Consider the following 20,700-nt stretch of genomic DNA (forward strand, 5'->3'; position numbering starts at 1 on the left):
TATTGAATGAGATAAGTTCATTAATTAATATATTGGCATTGACTCAATTATCTGGTAGCAACACTACAAATCAGTGTAACTGTACATATAATAATTCATCTGGATTTGATATGATTATGATGACATTGTTAAAAGGATTGTCACAAAATAATCAACAGACTTCTAATGGATATAATTTATTGTCTAATTCTGAAAATTTATTTAACGAGCTTGATAATGTAGTAAATAATACAGCTAGTAGGTTTATAGATGTTGATACAAAAGATAAAAATGTAAAGTCAAGAATTGAAAATGCTGTAGAGCAAGCATCAAATAAATATAATGTGGATGCGAATCTTATAAAAGCAATAATTAAAGTTGAATCGGATTTTAATCCAAATACTGTATCTTCTGCTGGTGCGAAGGGTCTTATGCAACTTATGCCAGAAAATTGCAGAGATTTGGGTGTTACAGACCCTTTTAATATAGAGCAAAATATAGATGCTGGAACTAGACACATTAAGGAATACATTGATATGTTTGGAGGGAGCATAGAAATGGGATTAATGGCATATAATGGTGGTCCTGGAAGGATGAAAAGTAGAGGGGTAGAATCAATTTCTGACTTGTATAAAATGCCAAAAGAAACACAAAATTATATTCCTAAGGTTATGAAATATTATAGAGGGTAGGCTTTATTATGGGTATAAATATAGATAAACTAAACATAAGTCCAAGTAGAAATATAGAGGTTAAGAAACTGAAAGAAAATAATAAATTTTCTGATAATTTAAACTCTGTAAAACAATCTTCTTCAATAGAAGATATAAAACGAAATCTGGAAAGTGTAAAAAAGGCAGGGGAAAGGCTTGTACTTACTCAAAACTATAGCGATATTAGTATATATAAAAATGCAGTAAAAGAATACCTAAAATCTGTTGTAGATAACATGTATTCACTTGATAAAAATAGTAGCTTTTGGGAGCATCAGTATTATAAGAATGTAAAGATTGTTGACAATAAACTTGAGGATATGACTAGTAAGTTACTTAGTGAAGAAAAAGAAAACATAGATATTGTTTCTACTGTTGATATGATACAAGGCTTGTTGATAGATATGTATAGATAAGGTTATACAAGGAGAAAAGTTTTATGAATAGCAAAAAAGAGGATATATATGAATTGAATTTTGGGCAACTAATAGAAGAAAAGACTGGTGTTATAGAAGAAAATCAAAATGTTTTTAATGCAAAAGTAAACGTAGCTGTTTCTATAGGAAACACAACAGAAACAATAAAAAAAATATTAGATTTAAAAGAAGGCTCTATAATAAAACTAAATAAGAATGTGGATGAAAAATTAGATATATATGCAAATGATAGATTGTTTGCTTATGGAGAAAGCATTATTACAAATGAGAAATTATCTGTAAGATTATCTAAAATAGAAGATTCAGATATAAATTAGCATTTTAAATAGTATCCCTTTAGGCTATTCTGTATGAGTTTAGCTAAGGGGATATTTTTATAAAAAATTTAAAATATGCTTGAATCATATAAATGTTTTTGTTTTCTGAGCGATAACTAAATTATAAGTATGTAATTTTGGAGGTGAAACTATGGATATTAAAAATGTAAGTTCAAATATTGTAGTGAATAATTATTTAAAGAATACATCAGGTGTAAAAAAAGTGGAAGAGGTTCAAAAAACTAGTAAAACAGACAAGATAGAGCTATCTAAATTTGCAAAGGAAATGGCAAGTGTATCAAATATGAGTGATGAGACTATTAGAAATAAAAAAATCGATGAAATAAAAAATGCATTGGAAAATGGAACTTACAAAATAAAACCAGAAGAAATTGCGAAAAAAATGATAGAGGATATGCGAGGATAAAGTCATGATTGCAGACTTAAAAGTTATAATATATGAAGAAAAAAAGATACTTAGTAATATGATGGAATTATTAAAAGAACAATTTGATTATATAGTTGTAAAAGATATAGAAAATTTAAATAGGTTAAATCCTAAGCTAGAAGATATTAGTAGAGAACTTGCATCTATAGAGATAAAGAGAAGACAACTTTTTAGTGATGATATTTCAATGAGTGAAGTTGTTGAAAATAGTAATGATGAATATTTAAAAGAAATATATACAGACTTAAAGCACATTATTGCTTTAGCTAAAAATCAACAAGAATCAAATGATTCTCTAATAAAGAAAGAACTTATTTTTATGAAAAAAATGATTAATTTTATAAAACCAGCTGATAAACAAATTACAACTTATAATTCTTATGGAAATATTAGAAAATAAATATTGGGAGGAGAAATATGGCAGGATTATTTTCCATTTTAAATACAGCTAATTCAGGAATGAATGCGCATCAAAAATCAATACAGACAATTTCTCATAATATAAGTAATCTAGATACAGAAGGTTATTCTAGGCAAAGGACAGAATTTGCCACAAATAGTCCGATGTATATGCCTAGTTTGAACAATGCAATTGGAAGAGGTCAATTAGGTACAGGTGTACATGTAACAAATGTAACAAGGGCTAGAAATAGTTTTTATGATTATCAATTTAGAGCAGAAGCTCATAAATATGGTAATACAGTTTCAAAGTATGACTATTATAATACTATAGAAACTATAATAAATGAACCATCAGATTATGGTATATCTGCAGGTATAGACGACTTTTTTAAAGGATGGGAATCATTAGCAAAAGATATCAATAGTGATAGTAAAAAAAGTCTAGTGGTAGAAAATGCATCAAATCTAGCAACTTTAATAAGTGAGAGTTATAAGAAACTTGATAAGTTAAAAGGAGATATAGATGATAATATAGACTCTGAGATAAAACAGATAAATGACATGTTAAAAAGTCTTGAAGATTTGAATAAATCTATTGATGTTATATCTGGTTCTGGCTCTACTCCAAATGATTTGCTTGATGAAAGAGATAGAATATTAGATGACTTAAGTTTTAAATTAGACCTTGAAAATGGTGATGTTAAAAGTATGCTTGCAGATGGTAAATTAGAACTTAATGAATTAAAAAATGCAGATGGAACTTGGAAAACAGGTGTATCAGGAACCTTACAAGGCTTGTTTGAGATGCATGGTAAGATTGATACATATAAAAGCGATTTAAAAGACGTATCTGATGGATTAGCTAAACAAATAAATGATGTTTATAATACATCTGCTGGAATAACAGTAACAGATTTTTTTATAACGTCAAATGTAGCTGGTGAAGATATCATAAAGGTAAATCCAGCTATAAAGAGTAACCCAAATGAATTAAAGCTTACTGCTGATGAGGCTTCAAAGATTGCTAAGCTAAAAGATGAAAAAATAGATATTGGGGCAGTTGGTGGAAAAGTAAGTACAATAAGTGACCACTATAAAGCTTTTGCAGAAGTAGTAGGTTTAGATTCTAAAAAGGTGAATCAAGATGAAGTGAATCAACGTAAAATTATAAATAATATTGATAGCTCACGAATGAGTGTTTCTGGTGTATCTTTGGATGAAGAAATGACAGAGCTTATAAAAGTACAACGTTCCTATCAAGCTAGTGCAAAAGTTATGTCAACAGCTGTGCAACTGTTGGATGTTGTAATAAATGGAATAATTTAATAGAAGGGGGAATTTATAATGAGAGTTAGTACAGGTATGATGTCTAGCAGTTATCTAAACTCGCTACAAGATAATCTACAAAGATTAGATAAGGTTAATAGACAAGTTAATACAACAAAAGAAATAAACAAACTATCCGATAATCCATATAAAGCAATAAAAATATTGAACTCAAAAAGTGAAATAAAAACTATGGAGACTTATGTTGAGAATTGTAAAGATACAGCAAGTTGGTTAGAGACTACTGATACTTCATTAGATCAGCTTGGAAAGTTGTTGTCAGATATAAAGAAAAATTTAGTAGCAAGTGGTGATGGTGCATATTCAGAGGATGAACTAAAGACTCTTAGCAACTCAACTAATGAAAAAATGAAAGAAATTGCAAATGCTTTAAATGCAACACATGAAGGAAAATACATATTTTCAGGTTCAAATACAGGTGTACCTCCTGTTGAATGTATAGATAATGCTGATGGTTCAGTGAGTTTAAAGTTTAATTCTAGTCTAAATCTTAATAAATTAAATGACTCTTTGAGTATGGATATAGCTCAAGGAATAAGTGTAGATTATAATGTTAAATTGAGTAGTCTTGGATTTGACCCAACACAGGCTGACCCCTTTAAAGAGTTAAATAATATATCAAAAAAATTAGCAAATCCAGATGCTGATGCTATAAAAGAGCTGACAACAACTTGTTTAGGTGACATGGAACAACTAATAGAAAATACAGTAAATGTTAGGTCTATATATGGTACAAAAGCAAATACAGTAGAGGCTATGAAGGAAAAAAATGATGATAGTTTGATACAATTGAAGGATATTTTATCGCAAAATGAAGAGATAGATTATGGAGAAAAGCTTGTTCAATTAAAGGCAGCAGAATTAACTTATCAAGCTTCTCTACAAACAGGAGGAAAGTTATTTAATGTATCTATATTAGATTACATATAGTAAAATAACGCATATATGATGAAAGTTACATTGAAAAAAGGTATACTAGGATTTGAAAATCTAAGAGAATATGAACTTTTAGATATAGAAAATAATGATATTTTAAAAGAGTTTAATTCTACTGAGGAAGATTGTATAGGATTTATTGTTGTATCACCATTTGAAATTATTAAAGAATATGAGATAGTCTTAAATCAAGATACAATTGAAAAACTAGAAGTGAAATCTCCAAATGATATTATGTTATTGAACATAATCACTCTTGGACAGACGCTTGAAGAATCAACTGTGAACATGAAAGCTCCTATAGTAATAAATGTAAGAAATAATTTTGGAATGCAAATAATTTTACAGGATGAGAAATATTCAATAAGGCATCCATTACTGAGAGGTGATGGTGGATGCTAGTCATTTCAAGGAAAAAAGATGAAGCAGTACTTATAGGAGAGAACATAGAAGTCAAAGTTGTAGGAGTAGATGGAAATAATGTCAAACTAGCCATATCAGCTCCTAACAATATAAATATACTAAGAAAAGAAATATATGAGAAAGTAAAGAGTGAAAATATAAAGGCTACAAATAAAAATATAAAAATTTTAAAATCATTAAAATAAAATTCTTGGAGGAAGTAATATATGTATGGAGAAAACCCTTATAGTTCTTATAAGCAAAATGCTGTTTTTATGGCATCAAAAGAACAATTGTTGCTTATGCTTGTTGATGGGGCAGTAAAATATACAAAAATAGCCAGAAGAGCTATTGTAGATAAAAATACACAAAGAGCACATAGAGAGCTTATAAGAGTACAGGATATATTTACAGAATTAATGGTTACATTGGACCAAAATGCAGGACAATGGGCAAAAGATATGTACAAAGTTTATGATTTTGTAAGATATGAACTTTCAAGAGCCAATATTAGAAAAGACATTCAGATAATAGATAATGTGTTACCTGTAATAGAGCAAATTAAAGATACATGGCATGAAGCTGATAAAAAAAGTAAAGAAGAAAGAAGTAGGTATAAATAATGGATTTAAATTTAGATAAACTAAATGAGTTATCAAAAGAAGAACTACTATTAATGCTTGTAGATGCTACAGTAGAATATACTAATATATCAAGAGTAGCACTTTTAAATAAGGATTATTTGAAAGCACATAGTGAACTTGTGAGAGTTCAAAATATATTTACAGAATTAATGACTACATTAGACCAAAATGTAGGACAATGGGCAAAGGATATGTATAAGGTTTATGAATTTATAAAAGCTGAATTAATAAGAGCTGATGTAAATAAAGATATTAAAATAATTGATGACATATTGCCAATAGTAGAACAGATTAGAGATACATGGCATGAAGTTTATAGTAAATTAGAAGTATAATTATGGATGGGGGGATAAATATATGTCAAGTATAAGTCCTATAAGAGTTACAGGCCTTTCAGGAAATTTTGATATGGAAGGTATAATAGAAGCTAGTATGATTAGAGATAAGGAAAAAGTTGATAAAGCAAAACAGGCTCAACAAATCGTTAAATGGAAACAAGAAATATATAGAAATGTTATACAAGAATCAAGAGATCTTTATGCTAAGTATCTAAATATAGATTCTCCTAACAGTATAATAAATAAAAACTCATATTCTGCTACAAGAATAAATAGTTCTGATGAAAGTATTATAGTAGCAAAAGGCTCAGCTGGTGCAAATAAAATAAATTACCAATTTGCAGTTTCTCAAATGGCTGAACCAGCAAAAGTGACTATTAAATTAAACGCAAGTACTCCTCTTGTTCAACAGTTTCCACCAAATGCTAATGGAGCTAGTTCTTTAACTATAGGAGACGTAAATATACCAATATCTGAACAAGATACTACAAGTACTATTGTAAGTAAGATAAACTCACTTTGTGCAGATAATGATATAAAGGCTTCTTATAGTGAGATGACAGGTGAACTGATTATTTCAAGAAAACAGACTGGTTCGTCATCAAACATTGATTTAAAAGTAAATGGAAATGACAATTTAGCTCAGCAAATAGCTAATGATAATGGTATCACATTTGCAACTGATGCTGGTGGGAATAAAGTGGCAAGTGTATATGGAAAAAATCTAGAAGCTGATGTAACTGATGAACATGGAAGAGTAACACATATAAGTAAAGAACAGAATTCATTTAATATAGATAATATTGACTATAATGTAAATTCAAAAGGAACTGCAAAGCTGACTTCTGTTACTGATACTGAAGAAGCCACTAAAAATATGAAGGCATTTGTGGATGATTATAATAAATTGATGGACAAGGTCTATAGTTTAGTTACTACCAAAAAACCAAAAGATTATCCGCCTCTTACAGATGACCAAAAAGAAGATATGACAACTGAAGAAATAGAAAAATGGGAAAAGAAAGCTAAAGAAGGTATACTTAGAAATGATGATGAGTTAAGAGCTTTTGTTGAAGATATTAGGTCTGCATTTTTTGGAGATGGAAAAAATATTACTACTTTAAGAAAACTAGGAATCAATGAAAGTGAAAATTACAACAAAAAAGGTCAAATATCATTTGATGCAGATGCTTTTTCAAAGGCTCTTATAGATGATAGTGATAAAGTATACAAGACACTAGCGGGTTATTCTTCAAATTATGATGATAAAGGAATGTTTGAAAAGCTGAAAGATATTGTATATGATTATACTGGAAGTTCAGTTTCTAAATTGACTAAAAAAGCAGGTATAGAGAAAACTGCTTCTGCTAGTGAAAATGTATATTCAAAACAAATTGCAGAACAGGAAAGAAATATAAATAGACTAGTTGACAAAATGAATGATAAAGAGAAAAGACTTTATGCTAAATATTCAGCTTTGGAGTCTTTATTAAATCAATATAATTCTCAAATGAACTATTTCTCACAAGCACAAGGTAATTAGTTATGGATAAATTAGAAGAAAAAATAAATTTATATAAAGATATATCTTTACAGATTATAAAATTGATTGAAAAAGAGGAGTATAAAAATATAAGTAATAGATTAAATGAGAGACACAATATTATAAACAGTATAAGTGAAGTGGATAAAAATGATTTCATACAACTTTATAATGATATGGAATTAATTGCAATTGATGATAGAATAAGAAACTCTTTACAAGAACAATTGTCAGAAGTAAAAAAAGAGTTACATGAGTACAAGCTTACTAAGCAAGTAAACACAATGTATTATAGCTTAAATAGAGAAAAAGTAAATATTTTTAATAAAAAAGTATAAAGTTATAGGTTAACTTGTCCGATTATATAAATGAAGAATTAATATAAAAAGTTAAAAGTAGAAATGACAAGGATGTCAACTATACTAAGGAGGGTAAAATAATGAGAGTTAATACAAATGTAAGTGCTTTAATAGCAAACAATCAAATGGGAAGAAACGTAAGTGCACAAAGTAAATCTATGGAGAAGTTATCTTCTGGAGTTAGAATAAAGAGAGCTGCTGATGATGCTGCAGGACTTGCAATATCTGAGAAAATGAGAGCTCAAATAAAAGGTCTAGACCAAGCAGGAAGAAACGTTCAAGATGGTATATCTGTTGTACAAACAGCAGAGGGTGCATTAGAAGAAACTGGAAACATATTACAAAGAATGAGAACTTTATCATTACAATCTTCAAATGAAACTAATACTGTTGAAGAAAGACAAAAGATAGCAGATGAGTTATCACAATTAAAAGACGAAGTTGAAAGAATATCAAGTGCAATAGAGTTTAATGGTAAGAAGTTACTTGATGGAAGTTCAACAGAGATAAGATTACAAGTTGGAGCTAATTATGGAACAAACGTTTCAGGTACAACTAATAACAACAATGAAATAAAAGTTGCATTAGTAAATACTGCAAGTATAATGAGCAAAGCTGGAATAACAAGTTCTACAATAGCAAGTATGAATGTGGATGGAACTTCTGGAACAGATGCAGCTAAACAAATGGTATCTAGCTTAGATGTAGCTCTTAAAGATCTAAATACATCAAGAGCAAAATTAGGGGCACAACAAAACAGACTAGAATCAACTCAAAATAACTTAAATAATACTGTAGAAAATGTTACAGCAGCTGAATCAAGAATAAGAGATACAGATGTTGCTTCAGAGATGGTTAACTTATCTAAAATGAATATATTAGTTCAAGCATCACAATCAATGCTTGCTCAAGCTAATCAACAGCCACAAGGAGTTTTACAATTATTAGGATAAAATAATTTTGTATATTGGATAGAGAAGAAGAGTAGGGCTTTGCTTTACTCTTTTCTTTTTTAGAAAATATAGCTTTGAAAGGAAAATATATATGTTACTTAGTATAGTTATGATTGTCAAAAATGAAGAAAAGATACTTGAAAAAACTTTAAAATCATTAACCAAATTAAGAGATTCTATAGATAGTGAACTTATAATAATTGATACAGGTTCTACAGATGATACTATAAAAATATCTAGAAAATACACAGAGAATGTATATTTTCATAATTGGAATAATGATTTTTCTAGTATGAGAAACATATCAATATCCTATGCCAAGGGTGAATGGTTACTTATATTAGATGCAGATGAAATATTAATTGATTCTTCAACTATTGTAAGATTTTTTAAAGATGGACTTGATAAAAAATTTAACTCTGCCTCTATACAATTAAAAAATCTTTACTCATATGATAAAAAATCATATGGATATTGTTCAGTACTGAGACTTTTTAAAAATGTTGATTTTAAATACCATGGTAAAGTGCATGAACAACCAATGTACAAAAATCCTATATTTAATAATGTTGCGGACTTTGAACATTATGGATATTTGTTTGAAGATGAAGAAATAAGGTTAAACAAAGTAAAAAGAAATGAAAAATTATTATTTGAAGAGTTAAAAGAGAATGAGAGCTCTCCATATATAAATTATCAATTAGGAAAAAATTTTATTATATTAGGAAAATATCAAGAGGCTTTAGATTATCTTGAGAAGTCTTATGAATTATACTCTAAACTAGAATCGGCACCTGGTTACTTGATAACAAGCCTTGTAAAAACATATTTATATTTAGGAAAACATAAGAAGTGTGAAAAATTATGTTTAAAGTATATTAAAAAAGACATGAATAATATTGATATATATTATTATATTGCACAAGCACAAGTGGATTTAGGTAAATATGAGAATAGTATAGATTCGTATAAAAGATATCTTTATTTATTAGATAATTATGAAATAAGTACACAAGCAAATAGTTTATTTTCTGATACTGATACTGTAGGGCTTAGAGATGAAGCTGTTATCACACTGATAAAGGTCTATTATAAACTTGAAAAATATGAGTCTCTAGTTTCAGAATACAATAATATTGAAGATATAGAAAAAAAGAAGAATGTGTATTTTAGCTTATTTATGTCCTTATATAAATTGAATAGATTTGAAGATATAAAAAACTATTATAAGGAAATTTCAAATTCTAAAGTTGAAAGAAATAGTTTTTATAGAAACATAGAAGAATTTATAAATAATATAAAAGATGATGAAAAAGAGGCTGTATATAAAAGCTTTTGTGATATTGAAGGTAATTATGGACTTTTAAATCAGATAAGAACAAATAAACATGTATCTGTAGATACATGCAAAGAAATACTAAATGAAGAGAAAGAAATAATTTATGCATGTATTATAAAAATAGCTTTTGAAGAAGAAATTGATTTACTAGATATTTTTTATGATATGGAATATGTTTGGATAGAGAAATATCTAAAATATCTTTTAGCATTGGAAAGAAGTTTTAATTTAGAATTATATAAGTACATAATTAGTCGTCCAAACACATCAGAAATAGAAAAGATAAGAGTATATAAAGTTATATCGAAAGTAGTTTTAGAAAATATTAGTTTAAGTGATGAAAAGTATAAGGATATTTTTTATCTTTATATAATGTACTCTTATAAATACATAAAATACATATATAGTAATCTAAGTGATTTTGAATTAATAAAGTTTGTGTGTAATGATTTAGATAAATTTACTATAGAATTTAAGAATCTACTTGATACTAAGAATAAAATAAATGATGCTAATGAAAAATTAGAATATATAAATAATATGAGTAAATTACTAAATGAATATCCTTTTTATAACAAAATAATAAAAATACTTATAAATGAATTAGAAGAAAATATAAAAGAAAGTCAAGAATTTAAAGAATTAAAAGATAGCTTTATTATTAGTATAGAAAATATGATTGAAAATGGCAAAATAAATGATGCGAAATTATTGGTAGAAGACTATTCAAAAACATTTGTAGATGATGTCAAAATTTTAAATATAAAAGGGATTTTATATATGCTTGAAAATAAACTTGAGAAAGCTGATTTTATGTTAAAAAAGGCGTTATCATTAGATGTAGAAAATGAAGATACCATATATAATATAGAATACCTAAAAAATTTAAAAATAGGAGACTTAGAGAATGAGCATACCAATAACAGTTAATGAAAAATCTAAAAATACAATAAAAGATTGGCAATATACATGTGCAAATGAAGATATAAAATTTACAAGCATAATAATATTGACATATAATCAAATAGAATATACCAAATTATGTATTGAAAGTATTAGAAAATTTACCCCAAAGAATAAATATGAAATAATAATAATTGACAATAACTCTTCTGATGGAACAGTGGATTGGCTAAAGGAACAATCGGATATAAAATCTGTATATAATAATAAAAACTTAGGGTTTCCAAAAGGGTGCAACCAAGGTATTGAGTTAGCTAAGGGTGAAAACATATTATTATTAAATAATGATGTAATAGTTACTCCTAATTGGCTTTATAATTTGAACAAAGCTTTATGGTCACAAGATAATATAGGAGCTGTGGGTCCAATAACAAATGCATGCTCATATTATCAACAAATTGATGTGGATTACAAATCAATTGAGGATATGTTTATATTTGCTCAAGAAATAAATAAATCTAACATCAATTCATGGAAATATAGAGTTAAATTAGTTGGTTTTTGTATGTTAATAAAGAAATCTGTAGTAGATAATGTAGGTGTTTTAGATGAGCTATTTACACCTGGAAATTTTGAAGATGATGATTTATCTTTTAGAATGTTAGAAGAAGGATACAAATTATTATTATGCCAGGATACTTTTATACACCATTTTGGAAGTGTATCTTTTAAAGAAAATCGTAATAAATACACAGATATAATGGATATTAATAGAAGAAAATTTGAGACTAAATGGGGCTTTAATCCAGAATACAGTGGAATGATACGAACTGACTTAATTTCTGAAATAGATTGTAATGTAGAGAAAAATATTAATGTTTTAGAAATAGGTTGTGGTGTAGGAGCTACTCTTTTAGAAATAAAAAATATATATAAAAATTCATCCATATATGGAATAGAAATAAGTGAGTCAGCAGGTAAATTAGCAAAAAATACTGGAGAGGTACTGATAGCAGATATAGAAAAAGTACAATTAGATTATAATAAAAATTTCTTCGATTATATAATATTGGGAGATGTACTTGAACATTTAGTTAATCCATGGAAGATAGTCAATGACCTAAAGAGATATCTAAAGAAGGATGGTTATTTGATATCAAGTATACCAAATATTATGCATGTATCCGTTTTAAGAAACATTGTACAAGGTAATTTTACATATACTGATTCAGGAATTTTGGATAGGACTCACTTAAGATTTTTTACATTAAATGAGATAATAAGAATGTTTAATGATAGTAATTACACAATAGATAGTGTTTGTGCTACTAGAATGAGGATTTCAGAGGATGACAATAGATTCATCGATACAATGTGTAAAGAAAGCCATGAAAATATGAGAGAACAATATGAGTGTTATCAATATATAGTAAAAGCTTCTAATTGTGTAGATACTAGAAGATATTCTAGCGTTAGTATGGTTAATTTAAAATATGCTTTAATGAGAATTGATAATGAGTTAGATGTGGATGATAATTTAAGTTATATATTTGATAATTATAATATAACTGAACAATGTTTTATTGATGATATTGAATATTTAGTTGATATGTTTTCAATAAATAAGACAACTATACTAAATAGATTGGGTGCTGAGGCATTTAATAGAGGTCTGGGTGATTTTAGTATAAGTATGTTTATGATGGCTTTAAATATAGATAGAGATAATATTGACACAATATACAATATAACTACTGTATTGTGTGATTTAAAAGAATTTGAAATTGCCTATGACTTAATTAAGAATAGTAGTGAGAAAGTACAGAGTGAAAGTGATATACAAGATATACTTTATTTTATTGAAGGAAGAAAGAAATATGAATAATGAAAAGATATGTTTTATAACCTGTGTAAATGATGAAAGACTTTATGAGGAATGTCTTGTATATATAAATAGTCTAGATATTCCAAAAGATTTTAGTATAGAAACAATTGCTTTGAGAGGAGCTAATTCAATTTCATCTGCTTATAATAAAGCTATGAGAGAAGTAGATGCTAAATATAAGGTATATTTACATCAAGATACATTTATAATTAATAAAAACTTTATATATGATACTTTAGATATATTTAATAAAAATATTGATGTAGGAATGATTGGTGTAGCTGGAGTGAAAGACATACCTGTAAGTGGAGTTTGGTGGGATTCTGATAATAAAGTGGGAAAAGTATATGATAGTCATACAGGTAGAATGGATATTTATGAATTTAATAGCTTTGAAGGAGATTTTGATACAGTCATGGCTATAGATGGATTAATTATGATTACTCAGTATGATATATTATGGCGAGAAGATAAATTTGATGGATGGCATTTTTATGATTTGTCACAAAGTATGGAATTCAATCAAAATAACTATAAAGTTATTATACCAAAGCAAGATAAACCTTGGTGTATGCATGATTCTGGAATAGCAAATATAAGTAATGGCTATGATGAATATAGGATAAAATTTGTAAAAGAGTACATAGAACTTGATTTACATAGAGAAAATTTTTATGAATTTGATAAGAATAAAGCAAGTACCATACTTAAGAGTAATAAGTATGTAGTGGATTGTATGAAAGATGAACTTGAGAGAGAATTAAAACTAAAGAATTATAGAACTGTTTTAGACATTGTTTCTAAAGTTGCTCGTTTTTCTGTTTTTAATCACACTGGTTTGTATTCTTGTGAAAAATGTGAAAAGGCATTATTAGAATGTGCCAATAATTTACCAAAAGTAAATAATATAAAATTATTTAAGAAAAAAGATTTCAAAAGAAAGAGAGTATTACATGTTTTAAGTGAAGTATACTCAACAGGTGGTCATACAAAAGTAGTTAAAAATTGGATCAATAGTGATAAAGATTCTGTTCATTCAATTGTAACTACATGGCAATCAAAGACATTGCCAGATTGGTTATTAAAATCAGTAAATGATAGTGGTGGTGAAATTATATCTTTGGATTCAATTTCAGATGACTATTTAGAAAGGGCTGTAGCTTTAAGAACAATAGCTTACGATTGGGCTGATATAGTTATTTTATATATTCATATGTGGGACACAATACCTGTTCTAGCTTTTGGAATTGATGGGAAAATACCTATTTTATATGTTAACCATTATGATAGTGCTTTTTGGCTAGGTGCAAGTATTGCGGATGTTGTTATTGATTTTAGTGAAGTTAGTCAATTAGTTACATTGAATAAAAGAGGTATAGAGAAGTCTGAAATATTACCAATTCCACTAAAAGAAAAAGAATTGTTTTCAAAATCTGAAATTAGAAAGCAGTATGATTTGGATGATGATGTAACAATAATTTTAACTATTGCTAGTGAAAGAAAGTATAATAGTGTAAATGATATTAATTATTTTAAAATTGCTAAAATGATAATCGAAAATACGGATGACACGATTATTATTGTTGTAGGAGTTGATACAAATAATATCTATTGGAAAACATTAAATAGTGTTACAAATGATAGAGTTTTATGCTTTGGAATTATGGAAGAGATAGATGATTTTTATAAAATCTCAGATATATACCTAGAATCTTTTATGGTAGGAAGTCATATTTCAAAATTAGATGCAATTTTATATGATTTAATTCCTGTTAAATTCAAAAACGAAGTTTCACCAATTTTTACAAATATGTGGGATTTTATAGATAAGTTTGATTATAATAATATCAAAGAGGTTATAGATATGATAAAAAGATATAACACTAATGAATTTGATAGGAATGAGCTAAAAGAAAAACAATCAGAAATAAAACATTTTGTTATAGATAAACACTGTGTTGAAATAAAAAGTTATATAGACAAAATATATAATGAAGCTAATTATCATAAGGTTAAGTATAATTTACATAAAAATGATGAAATTGAAAACTATCAATTATTTGTAGCCTTATATGGTCATATAGTAGAAAATAAAAAGAGTTATAGGTGATAAAATGTACAATATCTGTATCAAACAATTTGAAAATTTTTTTCAGGAGGATTGGGATTATTTTGTAGAAAATAAATCTATAAATGGGACATTCCTTCAAACTCGAAATTTCATTAATTATCATAAAGAAGACAAATTTTCTGACCATTCACTAATGATATATAAAGGTAAAGAGATAATAGCAGTTGTACCTGCATGTGAAGTTTATGAAAATGATGAAAAAATATTTTTTTCTCATTTAGGTAGCACCTTTGGTGGTATTTTAATAGGTCATGATTTCAATGATATAAAGCATGTAAAAGCTATTACAAGTACAGTAGAATTATATTTACAAGAAGAAAATTTTAATAAAGTATTTCTAAAAAATGCATCGAGAATATTTTGGAAAGAGGATGCTTCATTGTTAGAGTATTTTCTATTTAAGAATGGTTATATGTTTTATGATGAATTAAGTATGTTTTTAGAACTAAATAAGTATAAAGAAGATATATTAAGTAACTTTAGTTATAGTAAAAGAAGAGATTTTAAATATTCTTTAAAGAACAATCTTATTTTTAAGAGAGTGTATGATGATAAAGATGTAATCTCTTTTTTTGAATTATTATCTAACTGTTTAGATAGAAAAGGGGCTAAATTGATACATTCAATAGAAGAACTATTGGACTTTAAAAATAATAGATTAAAAGACATTGTAGAATTTTATGCAGTATATATTGGTGATATTATGATTTGTGGTAGTATGGTATTTAACTTTCAAGGAAGAGTTTACCATACTCAATACTTAGCATCAAATTCAGCATATAATAAATATTATCCAATGATATTTTTAAACTATAATCTGATTAAAAATGCCTCAGATAGAAACTTTAAATATTTTTCATTTGGAATTAGTACTCTAAATAGAGGAAAATATTTAGATGAAGGTTTGGCTATATTTAAAGAAGGTTTTGGTTCAAGTGCTGTTTGCAATAGGACATATTATAAAAATATAAATAAGTAATACTTATACTTTATAGAATTTCTTGATTGTAGTAAATCTATAGTATTTTAACTTTTACAGAAAAATAATTAACTTATAAAGAAGGTTTGTATATGAAAAGATTAATGATTTTAGGCTCAATTAAGTATTTTGAGAATATTGTTATGTCAGCTAAAAAAGAAGGAATATACACAATTGTTTGTGATAATAGAATTGATACTCCTGCAAAAGAAGTTTGTGATGAAGCAATAGATGTTGATGTATTTGATTTTGATAAAATAAAAAATATAGCCATAGATAAAAAGATAGATGGAATTTTGACTGGATTTACAGATTCTTTAATGAAACCATATGTTTATATTGCAAATGAATTAAATTTACCATGTGTGATTTCTTGCAATCAACTTGAGTCTGTAACTAATAAGGCTGTTATGAAAAAATATTTTAAAAACAATGGAATACCTACAACTGATTATTGTATTCTTGAAAGTTTAAAAGATTTAGAAAAAATACAAGGGTTAAATTTTCCGCTTGTAATAAAACCTGTTGATGGTTATGGTTCAAGAGGTGTATATTTTGTATCAAATGTGGAGGAGTTAATAGAAAAATTTGAATATTCTAGGGAAATCTCACAAAATGGACAAGTAATAATTGAGGAATTTTATGAAAGTGAGGAAATACAAGGACTAGCTTGGGTTTACAATGGAGAGTCACATGTATTTTATATCGGAGATAGAGAGCTTGTAAATATACATGTAGGGAGAGCTGGAAAACCAGACAGATTACTATATCCATCAAAGTATTGTTTTCAGTATGAAGAAGAAATAAAGTCGATATATCAAAAGATAACAGAGGCTTTTAATATAAAGAATGGACCATTTTATGTTCAGATGCTAGTGGGTGCAGATGGAATAAAGGTGTCTGAAGTTATGCCAAGATTACCTGGAGGATGTGATTATTTGGCAATTTCACATATAACAGATCTAGATATAGGAAGGCTATTTGCAAATTTTAGTGTGAATAATGACATCGATTTTAATGAAATAAAAAAATATAATATGCATTTATCAAAGTGTGTATACGCATTACCAATATACATAAGACCTGGAACAATAAAGAAGATAAATAATATAGATAAAATAGAAAACTTAGATTATGTAACTCAAATTTTGTTGCTTGTAAAAGAGGGAGATACAATAGAGTTATATGAAGACGAGAGGCAAGATTGTGGAAGGATTTATGGAATAGCAAATAATATATTTGATGCCAATATAAAGAAAAAATATATTCATGAAATGATAGAAATACTTGATGAGAATAATGAGAATATGATAGAAAATTTTTAAATAAGGGAGCATGGTATATATGAAGTTAATAACTCATGAGCAAATTATGTCATTAAATATCTCTCAAAGGCAAGGATATGAGTGGATAAAAGAATCATTTCTGACAAAAAAAGATTGTCAATTACCACCAAAAATAAGTATGGTAGAACAAGGGCATGTATTTTACAATGTAATGCCATCTTTAAATCATAATCATATGATTGGTGGAATAAAAATGGTTACAAGATTGCCAGGAAGAAATCCAAGTTTAAATTCAGATATATTTCTATATGATATGAACAATGCTAAACTAAAAGCCATTTTAGATGGTAATTATATTACAGCCTTTAGAACTGCTGCTGTGGCTGCTTTAGCGATTGATACTTTTGCTAAAAAAGACTTTAAGACTATTGCTATTATGGGGCTAGGAGTAACTGCTTCTTCTATAATGAATATGCTTTTATATACCCTTAAAAATAGGAATATAAATATAAAGTTGCTTAGATATAAAGACCAGGCAGAGTTGTTTGTACAAAAATATAAGGATAATGACCAGTTTAGTTTTAATATATGTGATACACATAAAGAACTTATTGTAGATTCAGATGTGGTAATTTCAACTGTTACATATACAGATGAATATCTTTCAGAATTTGAATGGTTTAAAAAAGGTGCATTACTATTACCTGTACATGTTATGGGTTTTGGAAATGTAGATTATTTATTTGATAAAGTATATTTAGATGATTATAATCATTTGAAACATCTAGAAAATATAGATAAATACAAGTATTCATGTGAGTTTCATGATGTTTTAAGTAAACAATCACAAGGAAGAGAAAATGATGATGAAAGAATAGTATCTTACAATATAGGTTTATCAATACATGATATATTATTTGCAAGTAAAATCTATGAACTATGTGAAACTCTGAATTGTGAGGATATAGACTTAAAAGAACCAAAGGAAAAATATTGGATGTAGTATATTTTTTTATTAACAAGAATTTATTGTAAATTAAAATATGAAGTAATATCTTATTAAAAAGTTATTATAAACAGGGTAGGGAGATTTATGGAAAAGTACAATTTAATTAAGTTTGAATCTATTGGAAGTGAGGACGTAGGAAGTTTAATTGCATTAGAATCAAATAAGGTTATACCTTTTGATATAAAGAGAGTGTATTACATATATGGGGTACCACATGGTGTAAAGAGAGGTTTTCATGCTCATAAAACTTTAGAGCAAGTGTTAGTTTGCCTAAATGGAAGTGTTAAGATAAAATGTTATGATGGTGTTAGAGATACAACCATTGTTCTAAACAAAAATGATGTGGGACTGTATATAGGACCTGGGGTATGGCGTGAAATGTTTGATTTTGATGAGAAAACTGTTTTAATTTCAATAGCTTCTGAACATTATAATGAAGATGAGTATATCAGAGATTATGAAGAGTTTTTAAAATATATAGATATTATCTAGTTACTATGCAGACAGATATTTTCTTAATTAAATAAATTTAGCATAGATAATAGATAGGTAAGGATGTAACTTTATGTTAGTTAAGTTTAATAATTTATTAGAACAATTTAAAATCCATAAAGAAGAATATGAAAAAAAGGTTATGGATGTAATGGAAAGTGGATATTATATCCTTGGAAATGAAGTAAAGTACTTTGAAGAAGAATTTGCTAGATATGTAGGTAGCAAATATTGTGTAGGTTTAGCTAGTGGTTTAGATTCACTGATAATTGCATTTAGAGCATTAGGGATAGGTAAAGGCGATGAAGTAATAGTGCAATCAAATACATATATTGCTAGTGTTATGGGAATTAGTATAAATGGAGCAAATCCAGTATTTGTAGAACCAAATGAGTATTATAATATAGATTCATCTAAGATAGAAAAAAAGATAAACAGTAAGACAAAAGCTATATTAGTAGTACATTTATATGGTCAGGCAAGTAAAATGAAAGAGATACAAGAATTATGTAAAAAATATAATTTGTATTTAATTGAAGATTGTGCTCAATCTCATGGAGCTAAATATGATGGAAAAATGACAGGGACATTTGGAGACGTAGGATGTTTTAGCTTTTATCCAAGTAAAAATTTAGGTGCATTTGGAGATGCAGGTGCTATAGTAACGAGTAATAAAGAAATAGCTGATAAAGTGAAAGTGCTTAGAAATTATGGTTCGGAAAAGAGATATCATAATAAATTTGTTGGATATAATTCAAGATTGGATGAAATTCAGGCAGGTTTGTTAAGAGTAAAACTTAAATATATTAATGAAATTGAAAATGAAAAGTCAAAAATCGTACATAGATATCTTAATGAAATTAACAATTCAAAAGTTATACTTCCAAAAATAGAAAAGAACTGTACACATGTATGGCATTTATTTGTTTTACAAGTTGAAAAACGAGAGACATTTATGGAATACTTAAAGAAAAATGGTATAGAGTCTATAATACATTATCCTATACCGCCTCATCTATCTGAAGCATATGCTTATTTGGGATATAAAAAGGGTAGTTTTAATATAGCTGAAAATTATTCAAATAAAGTTGTTAGTATACCTTTATTTGTCGGCATGAAAGATGAAGAAGTTAGTTATGTAATTAAAATTATAAATGAATATTAAATTAATTGTAATAATACCATAAATAAATTTTTTATGTATAGTTTATTTAAGATTCGTTAATTGATATTTTTAGATACTGATAGATTACATAAATAAAATTGAAATATATGGAAAAATATAGAATGAAGATGAGATTTGTCTTATATTTTTCTAAAATAAAAATATTTTCAGACAATTTATTATAAAATTGTAGAATATAGTATTTATAATCTGTATAATTAATAATAACTAAGTTTTTAAAATAAAATATTTAAGTATACATAAAAAAAATATTTAAAAAAATTGTTATTTATTGTATACTTAAATTAAAACTAAATAGGCAAAACTAGATAAATCTAGTGACGCAAAGCTATAGGGGCTAAGGTTTGTATATACGAACTATGTCAGCCAGTTGCCAAAAAGAATCCTAAGTATACTGTATACGCAGAATTAGTCGAAAATGACTGCCTTTTTGGCAGTCATTTTGTTGCTAAAGTTCACTTTATTACAGTAGAAAATACAAATGATAACATATTTTACCAACTATAAGTAAAAATAAAGATAGACTATCTAGAAAAGTCGCTATTTTACAAAAAATGACTTCTTTACCCATCTAAATTTATTACATTTCTATTATATTTAATATAACGATTTATTTTTTAGTAAGAAAACAAATCTTTTTTTAATTAACCTCAATGAAAATAAAAAAAAATT

22 protein-coding genes and 1 riboswitch are annotated in these 20,700 nt (G+C 27.0%); all 22 genes read left to right on the forward strand.

The genetic code is table 11. The features are described 5' to 3' along the window. Window positions 1-2 precede the first annotated feature (2 nt). The 22 genes from KGF48_RS10595 to KGF48_RS10700 all read left to right on the forward strand — a co-directional run bounded on the left by KGF48_RS10595 (window position 3) and on the right by KGF48_RS10700 (window position 20,007). A complete protein-coding gene (locus tag KGF48_RS10595; RefSeq protein WP_227839318.1) occupies window positions 3-671 on the forward strand; it encodes a lytic transglycosylase domain-containing protein in 669 nt (222 codons plus the stop codon). Between the two features lie 8 nt (window positions 672-679). Continuing rightward, on the forward strand, window positions 680-1,108 hold the full coding sequence (locus KGF48_RS10600) for a YaaR family protein (protein WP_227839317.1): 429 nt from the start codon (window positions 680-682) through the stop codon (window positions 1,106-1,108). A gap of 23 nt (window positions 1,109-1,131) precedes the next feature. After that, a complete protein-coding gene (locus tag KGF48_RS10605) occupies window positions 1,132-1,446 on the forward strand; it encodes a FliM/FliN family flagellar motor switch protein (RefSeq protein ID WP_227452094.1) in 315 nt (104 codons plus the stop codon). 151 nt (window positions 1,447-1,597) lie between these two features. Further along, window positions 1,598-1,873 carry a flagellar biosynthesis anti-sigma factor FlgM gene (gene flgM / locus KGF48_RS10610; RefSeq protein ID WP_227839316.1) on the forward strand — a complete coding sequence of 92 codons (276 nt, stop codon included), beginning with the start codon at window positions 1,598-1,600 and terminating at the stop codon, window positions 1,871-1,873. Between the two features lie 4 nt (window positions 1,874-1,877). Next, window positions 1,878-2,294, forward strand: coding sequence for a flagellar protein FlgN (locus KGF48_RS10615; RefSeq protein ID WP_227868030.1), 417 nt, complete (start codon window positions 1,878-1,880; stop codon window positions 2,292-2,294). A 17-nt stretch (window positions 2,295-2,311) separates the two neighbouring features. Further along, on the forward strand, window positions 2,312-3,622 hold the full coding sequence (gene flgK / locus KGF48_RS10620; RefSeq protein WP_227839314.1) for a flagellar hook-associated protein FlgK: 1,311 nt from the start codon (window positions 2,312-2,314) through the stop codon (window positions 3,620-3,622). A gap of 18 nt (window positions 3,623-3,640) precedes the next feature. Then, window positions 3,641-4,573, forward strand: coding sequence for a flagellar hook-associated protein 3 (locus tag KGF48_RS10625; RefSeq protein WP_227839313.1), 933 nt, complete (start codon window positions 3,641-3,643; stop codon window positions 4,571-4,573). A 15-nt stretch (window positions 4,574-4,588) separates the two neighbouring features. Beyond that, a complete protein-coding gene (fliW, locus tag KGF48_RS10630; RefSeq protein ID WP_227839312.1) occupies window positions 4,589-4,981 on the forward strand; it encodes a flagellar assembly protein FliW in 393 nt (130 codons plus the stop codon). Continuing rightward, window positions 4,975-5,187, forward strand: coding sequence for a carbon storage regulator CsrA (gene csrA / locus KGF48_RS10635; RefSeq protein WP_095892764.1), 213 nt, complete (start codon window positions 4,975-4,977; stop codon window positions 5,185-5,187). The genes fliW and csrA overlap by 7 nt, the downstream gene beginning before the upstream one ends. Window positions 5,188-5,208: 21 nt before the next feature. Next, window positions 5,209-5,604: a flagellar export chaperone FliS gene (gene fliS / locus KGF48_RS10640; RefSeq protein ID WP_227839311.1), complete on the forward strand. Its 396-nt coding sequence runs from the start codon at window positions 5,209-5,211 to the stop codon at window positions 5,602-5,604. Further along, complete coding sequence (gene fliS / locus KGF48_RS10645; protein ID WP_227839310.1) at window positions 5,604-5,960, forward strand: flagellar export chaperone FliS; 357 nt, start codon at window positions 5,604-5,606, stop codon at window positions 5,958-5,960. Before fliS (KGF48_RS10640) ends, fliS (KGF48_RS10645) begins: the two co-directional genes overlap by 1 nt. A 22-nt stretch (window positions 5,961-5,982) precedes the next feature. Beyond that, window positions 5,983-7,506 (forward strand): flagellar filament capping protein FliD, encoded by a 1,524-nt coding sequence (gene fliD, locus KGF48_RS10650; protein WP_227839309.1) that lies wholly within the window; start codon window positions 5,983-5,985, stop codon window positions 7,504-7,506. 2 nt (window positions 7,507-7,508) lie between these two features. Then, on the forward strand, window positions 7,509-7,844 hold the full coding sequence (locus tag KGF48_RS10655) for a flagellar protein FliT (RefSeq protein ID WP_227839308.1): 336 nt from the start codon (window positions 7,509-7,511) through the stop codon (window positions 7,842-7,844). 101 nt (window positions 7,845-7,945) lie between these two features. Next, window positions 7,946-8,818: a flagellin gene (locus KGF48_RS10660; protein ID WP_227839307.1), complete on the forward strand. Its 873-nt coding sequence runs from the start codon at window positions 7,946-7,948 to the stop codon at window positions 8,816-8,818. A 91-nt stretch (window positions 8,819-8,909) separates the two neighbouring features. Continuing rightward, window positions 8,910-11,087: a glycosyltransferase gene (locus tag KGF48_RS10665; RefSeq protein ID WP_227839306.1), complete on the forward strand. Its 2,178-nt coding sequence runs from the start codon at window positions 8,910-8,912 to the stop codon at window positions 11,085-11,087. Continuing rightward, window positions 11,065-12,945 carry a bifunctional glycosyltransferase family 2 protein/class I SAM-dependent methyltransferase gene (locus KGF48_RS10670; RefSeq protein ID WP_227839305.1) on the forward strand — a complete coding sequence of 627 codons (1,881 nt, stop codon included), beginning with the start codon at window positions 11,065-11,067 and terminating at the stop codon, window positions 12,943-12,945. The genes KGF48_RS10665 and KGF48_RS10670 overlap by 23 nt, the downstream gene beginning before the upstream one ends. Next, window positions 12,938-15,055 (forward strand): glycosyltransferase family protein, encoded by a 2,118-nt coding sequence (locus KGF48_RS10675; protein WP_227868031.1) that lies wholly within the window; start codon window positions 12,938-12,940, stop codon window positions 15,053-15,055. The genes KGF48_RS10670 and KGF48_RS10675 overlap by 8 nt, the downstream gene beginning before the upstream one ends. Before the next feature lie 4 nt (window positions 15,056-15,059). After that, the gene (locus KGF48_RS10680) at window positions 15,060-16,055 is read left to right on the forward strand and encodes a peptidoglycan bridge formation glycyltransferase FemA/FemB family protein (RefSeq protein WP_227839303.1); all 996 of its coding nucleotides are present in this window, start codon (window positions 15,060-15,062) and stop codon (window positions 16,053-16,055) included. A 92-nt stretch (window positions 16,056-16,147) separates the two neighbouring features. Beyond that, a complete protein-coding gene (locus KGF48_RS10685; protein ID WP_227842636.1) occupies window positions 16,148-17,380 on the forward strand; it encodes an ATP-grasp domain-containing protein in 1,233 nt (410 codons plus the stop codon). A 19-nt stretch (window positions 17,381-17,399) separates the two neighbouring features. Beyond that, on the forward strand, window positions 17,400-18,344 hold the full coding sequence (locus KGF48_RS10690; protein WP_227868032.1) for an ornithine cyclodeaminase: 945 nt from the start codon (window positions 17,400-17,402) through the stop codon (window positions 18,342-18,344). 90 nt (window positions 18,345-18,434) lie between these two features. After that, window positions 18,435-18,842: a sugar 3,4-ketoisomerase gene (locus KGF48_RS10695; protein WP_227839300.1), complete on the forward strand. Its 408-nt coding sequence runs from the start codon at window positions 18,435-18,437 to the stop codon at window positions 18,840-18,842. A 73-nt stretch (window positions 18,843-18,915) separates the two neighbouring features. Further along, entirely contained in the window at window positions 18,916-20,007 is a 1,092-nt protein-coding gene (locus tag KGF48_RS10700; RefSeq protein WP_227839299.1) for a DegT/DnrJ/EryC1/StrS family aminotransferase, read from the forward strand. 308 nt (window positions 20,008-20,315) lie between these two features. Continuing rightward, a riboswitch (cyclic di-GMP riboswitch) is annotated at window positions 20,316-20,406 on the forward strand. Window positions 20,407-20,700 lie beyond the last annotated feature (294 nt).

Origin of the sequence: Clostridioides sp. ZZV15-6388 (assembly GCF_020657755.1) — a bacterium.
GTDB lineage: Bacteria > Bacillota > Clostridia > Peptostreptococcales > Peptostreptococcaceae > Clostridioides.

What these genes read in the sequence shown, in the direction of transcription:
- KGF48_RS10600 (WP_227839317.1), top strand. Translation starts at nt 680, where the DNA reads ATGGGTATAAATATAGATAAACTAAACATAAGTCCAAGTAGAAATATA.
- KGF48_RS10690 (WP_227868032.1), top strand. Translation starts at nt 17,400, where the DNA reads ATGAAGTTAATAACTCATGAGCAAATTATGTCATTAAATATCTCTCAA.
- fliS (WP_227839311.1), top strand. Translation starts at nt 5,209, where the DNA reads ATGTATGGAGAAAACCCTTATAGTTCTTATAAGCAAAATGCTGTTTTT.
- KGF48_RS10680 (WP_227839303.1), top strand. Translation starts at nt 15,060, where the DNA reads ATGTACAATATCTGTATCAAACAATTTGAAAATTTTTTTCAGGAGGAT.
- KGF48_RS10675 (WP_227868031.1), top strand. Translation starts at nt 12,938, where the DNA reads ATGAATAATGAAAAGATATGTTTTATAACCTGTGTAAATGATGAAAGA.
- KGF48_RS10615 (WP_227868030.1), top strand. Translation starts at nt 1,878, where the DNA reads ATGATTGCAGACTTAAAAGTTATAATATATGAAGAAAAAAAGATACTT.
- csrA (WP_095892764.1), top strand. Translation starts at nt 4,975, where the DNA reads ATGCTAGTCATTTCAAGGAAAAAAGATGAAGCAGTACTTATAGGAGAG.
- fliD (WP_227839309.1), top strand. Translation starts at nt 5,983, where the DNA reads ATGTCAAGTATAAGTCCTATAAGAGTTACAGGCCTTTCAGGAAATTTT.
- KGF48_RS10700 (WP_227839299.1), top strand. Translation starts at nt 18,916, where the DNA reads ATGTTAGTTAAGTTTAATAATTTATTAGAACAATTTAAAATCCATAAA.
- KGF48_RS10655 (WP_227839308.1), top strand. Translation starts at nt 7,509, where the DNA reads ATGGATAAATTAGAAGAAAAAATAAATTTATATAAAGATATATCTTTA.
- fliW (WP_227839312.1), top strand. Translation starts at nt 4,589, where the DNA reads ATGATGAAAGTTACATTGAAAAAAGGTATACTAGGATTTGAAAATCTA.
- KGF48_RS10665 (WP_227839306.1), top strand. Translation starts at nt 8,910, where the DNA reads ATGTTACTTAGTATAGTTATGATTGTCAAAAATGAAGAAAAGATACTT.
- flgM (WP_227839316.1), top strand. Translation starts at nt 1,598, where the DNA reads ATGGATATTAAAAATGTAAGTTCAAATATTGTAGTGAATAATTATTTA.
- fliS (WP_227839310.1), top strand. Translation starts at nt 5,604, where the DNA reads ATGGATTTAAATTTAGATAAACTAAATGAGTTATCAAAAGAAGAACTA.
- KGF48_RS10605 (WP_227452094.1), top strand. Translation starts at nt 1,132, where the DNA reads ATGAATAGCAAAAAAGAGGATATATATGAATTGAATTTTGGGCAACTA.
- KGF48_RS10695 (WP_227839300.1), top strand. Translation starts at nt 18,435, where the DNA reads ATGGAAAAGTACAATTTAATTAAGTTTGAATCTATTGGAAGTGAGGAC.
- KGF48_RS10685 (WP_227842636.1), top strand. Translation starts at nt 16,148, where the DNA reads ATGAAAAGATTAATGATTTTAGGCTCAATTAAGTATTTTGAGAATATT.
- KGF48_RS10625 (WP_227839313.1), top strand. Translation starts at nt 3,641, where the DNA reads ATGAGAGTTAGTACAGGTATGATGTCTAGCAGTTATCTAAACTCGCTA.
- flgK (WP_227839314.1), top strand. Translation starts at nt 2,312, where the DNA reads ATGGCAGGATTATTTTCCATTTTAAATACAGCTAATTCAGGAATGAAT.
- KGF48_RS10660 (WP_227839307.1), top strand. Translation starts at nt 7,946, where the DNA reads ATGAGAGTTAATACAAATGTAAGTGCTTTAATAGCAAACAATCAAATG.
- KGF48_RS10670 (WP_227839305.1), top strand. Translation starts at nt 11,065, where the DNA reads ATGAGCATACCAATAACAGTTAATGAAAAATCTAAAAATACAATAAAA.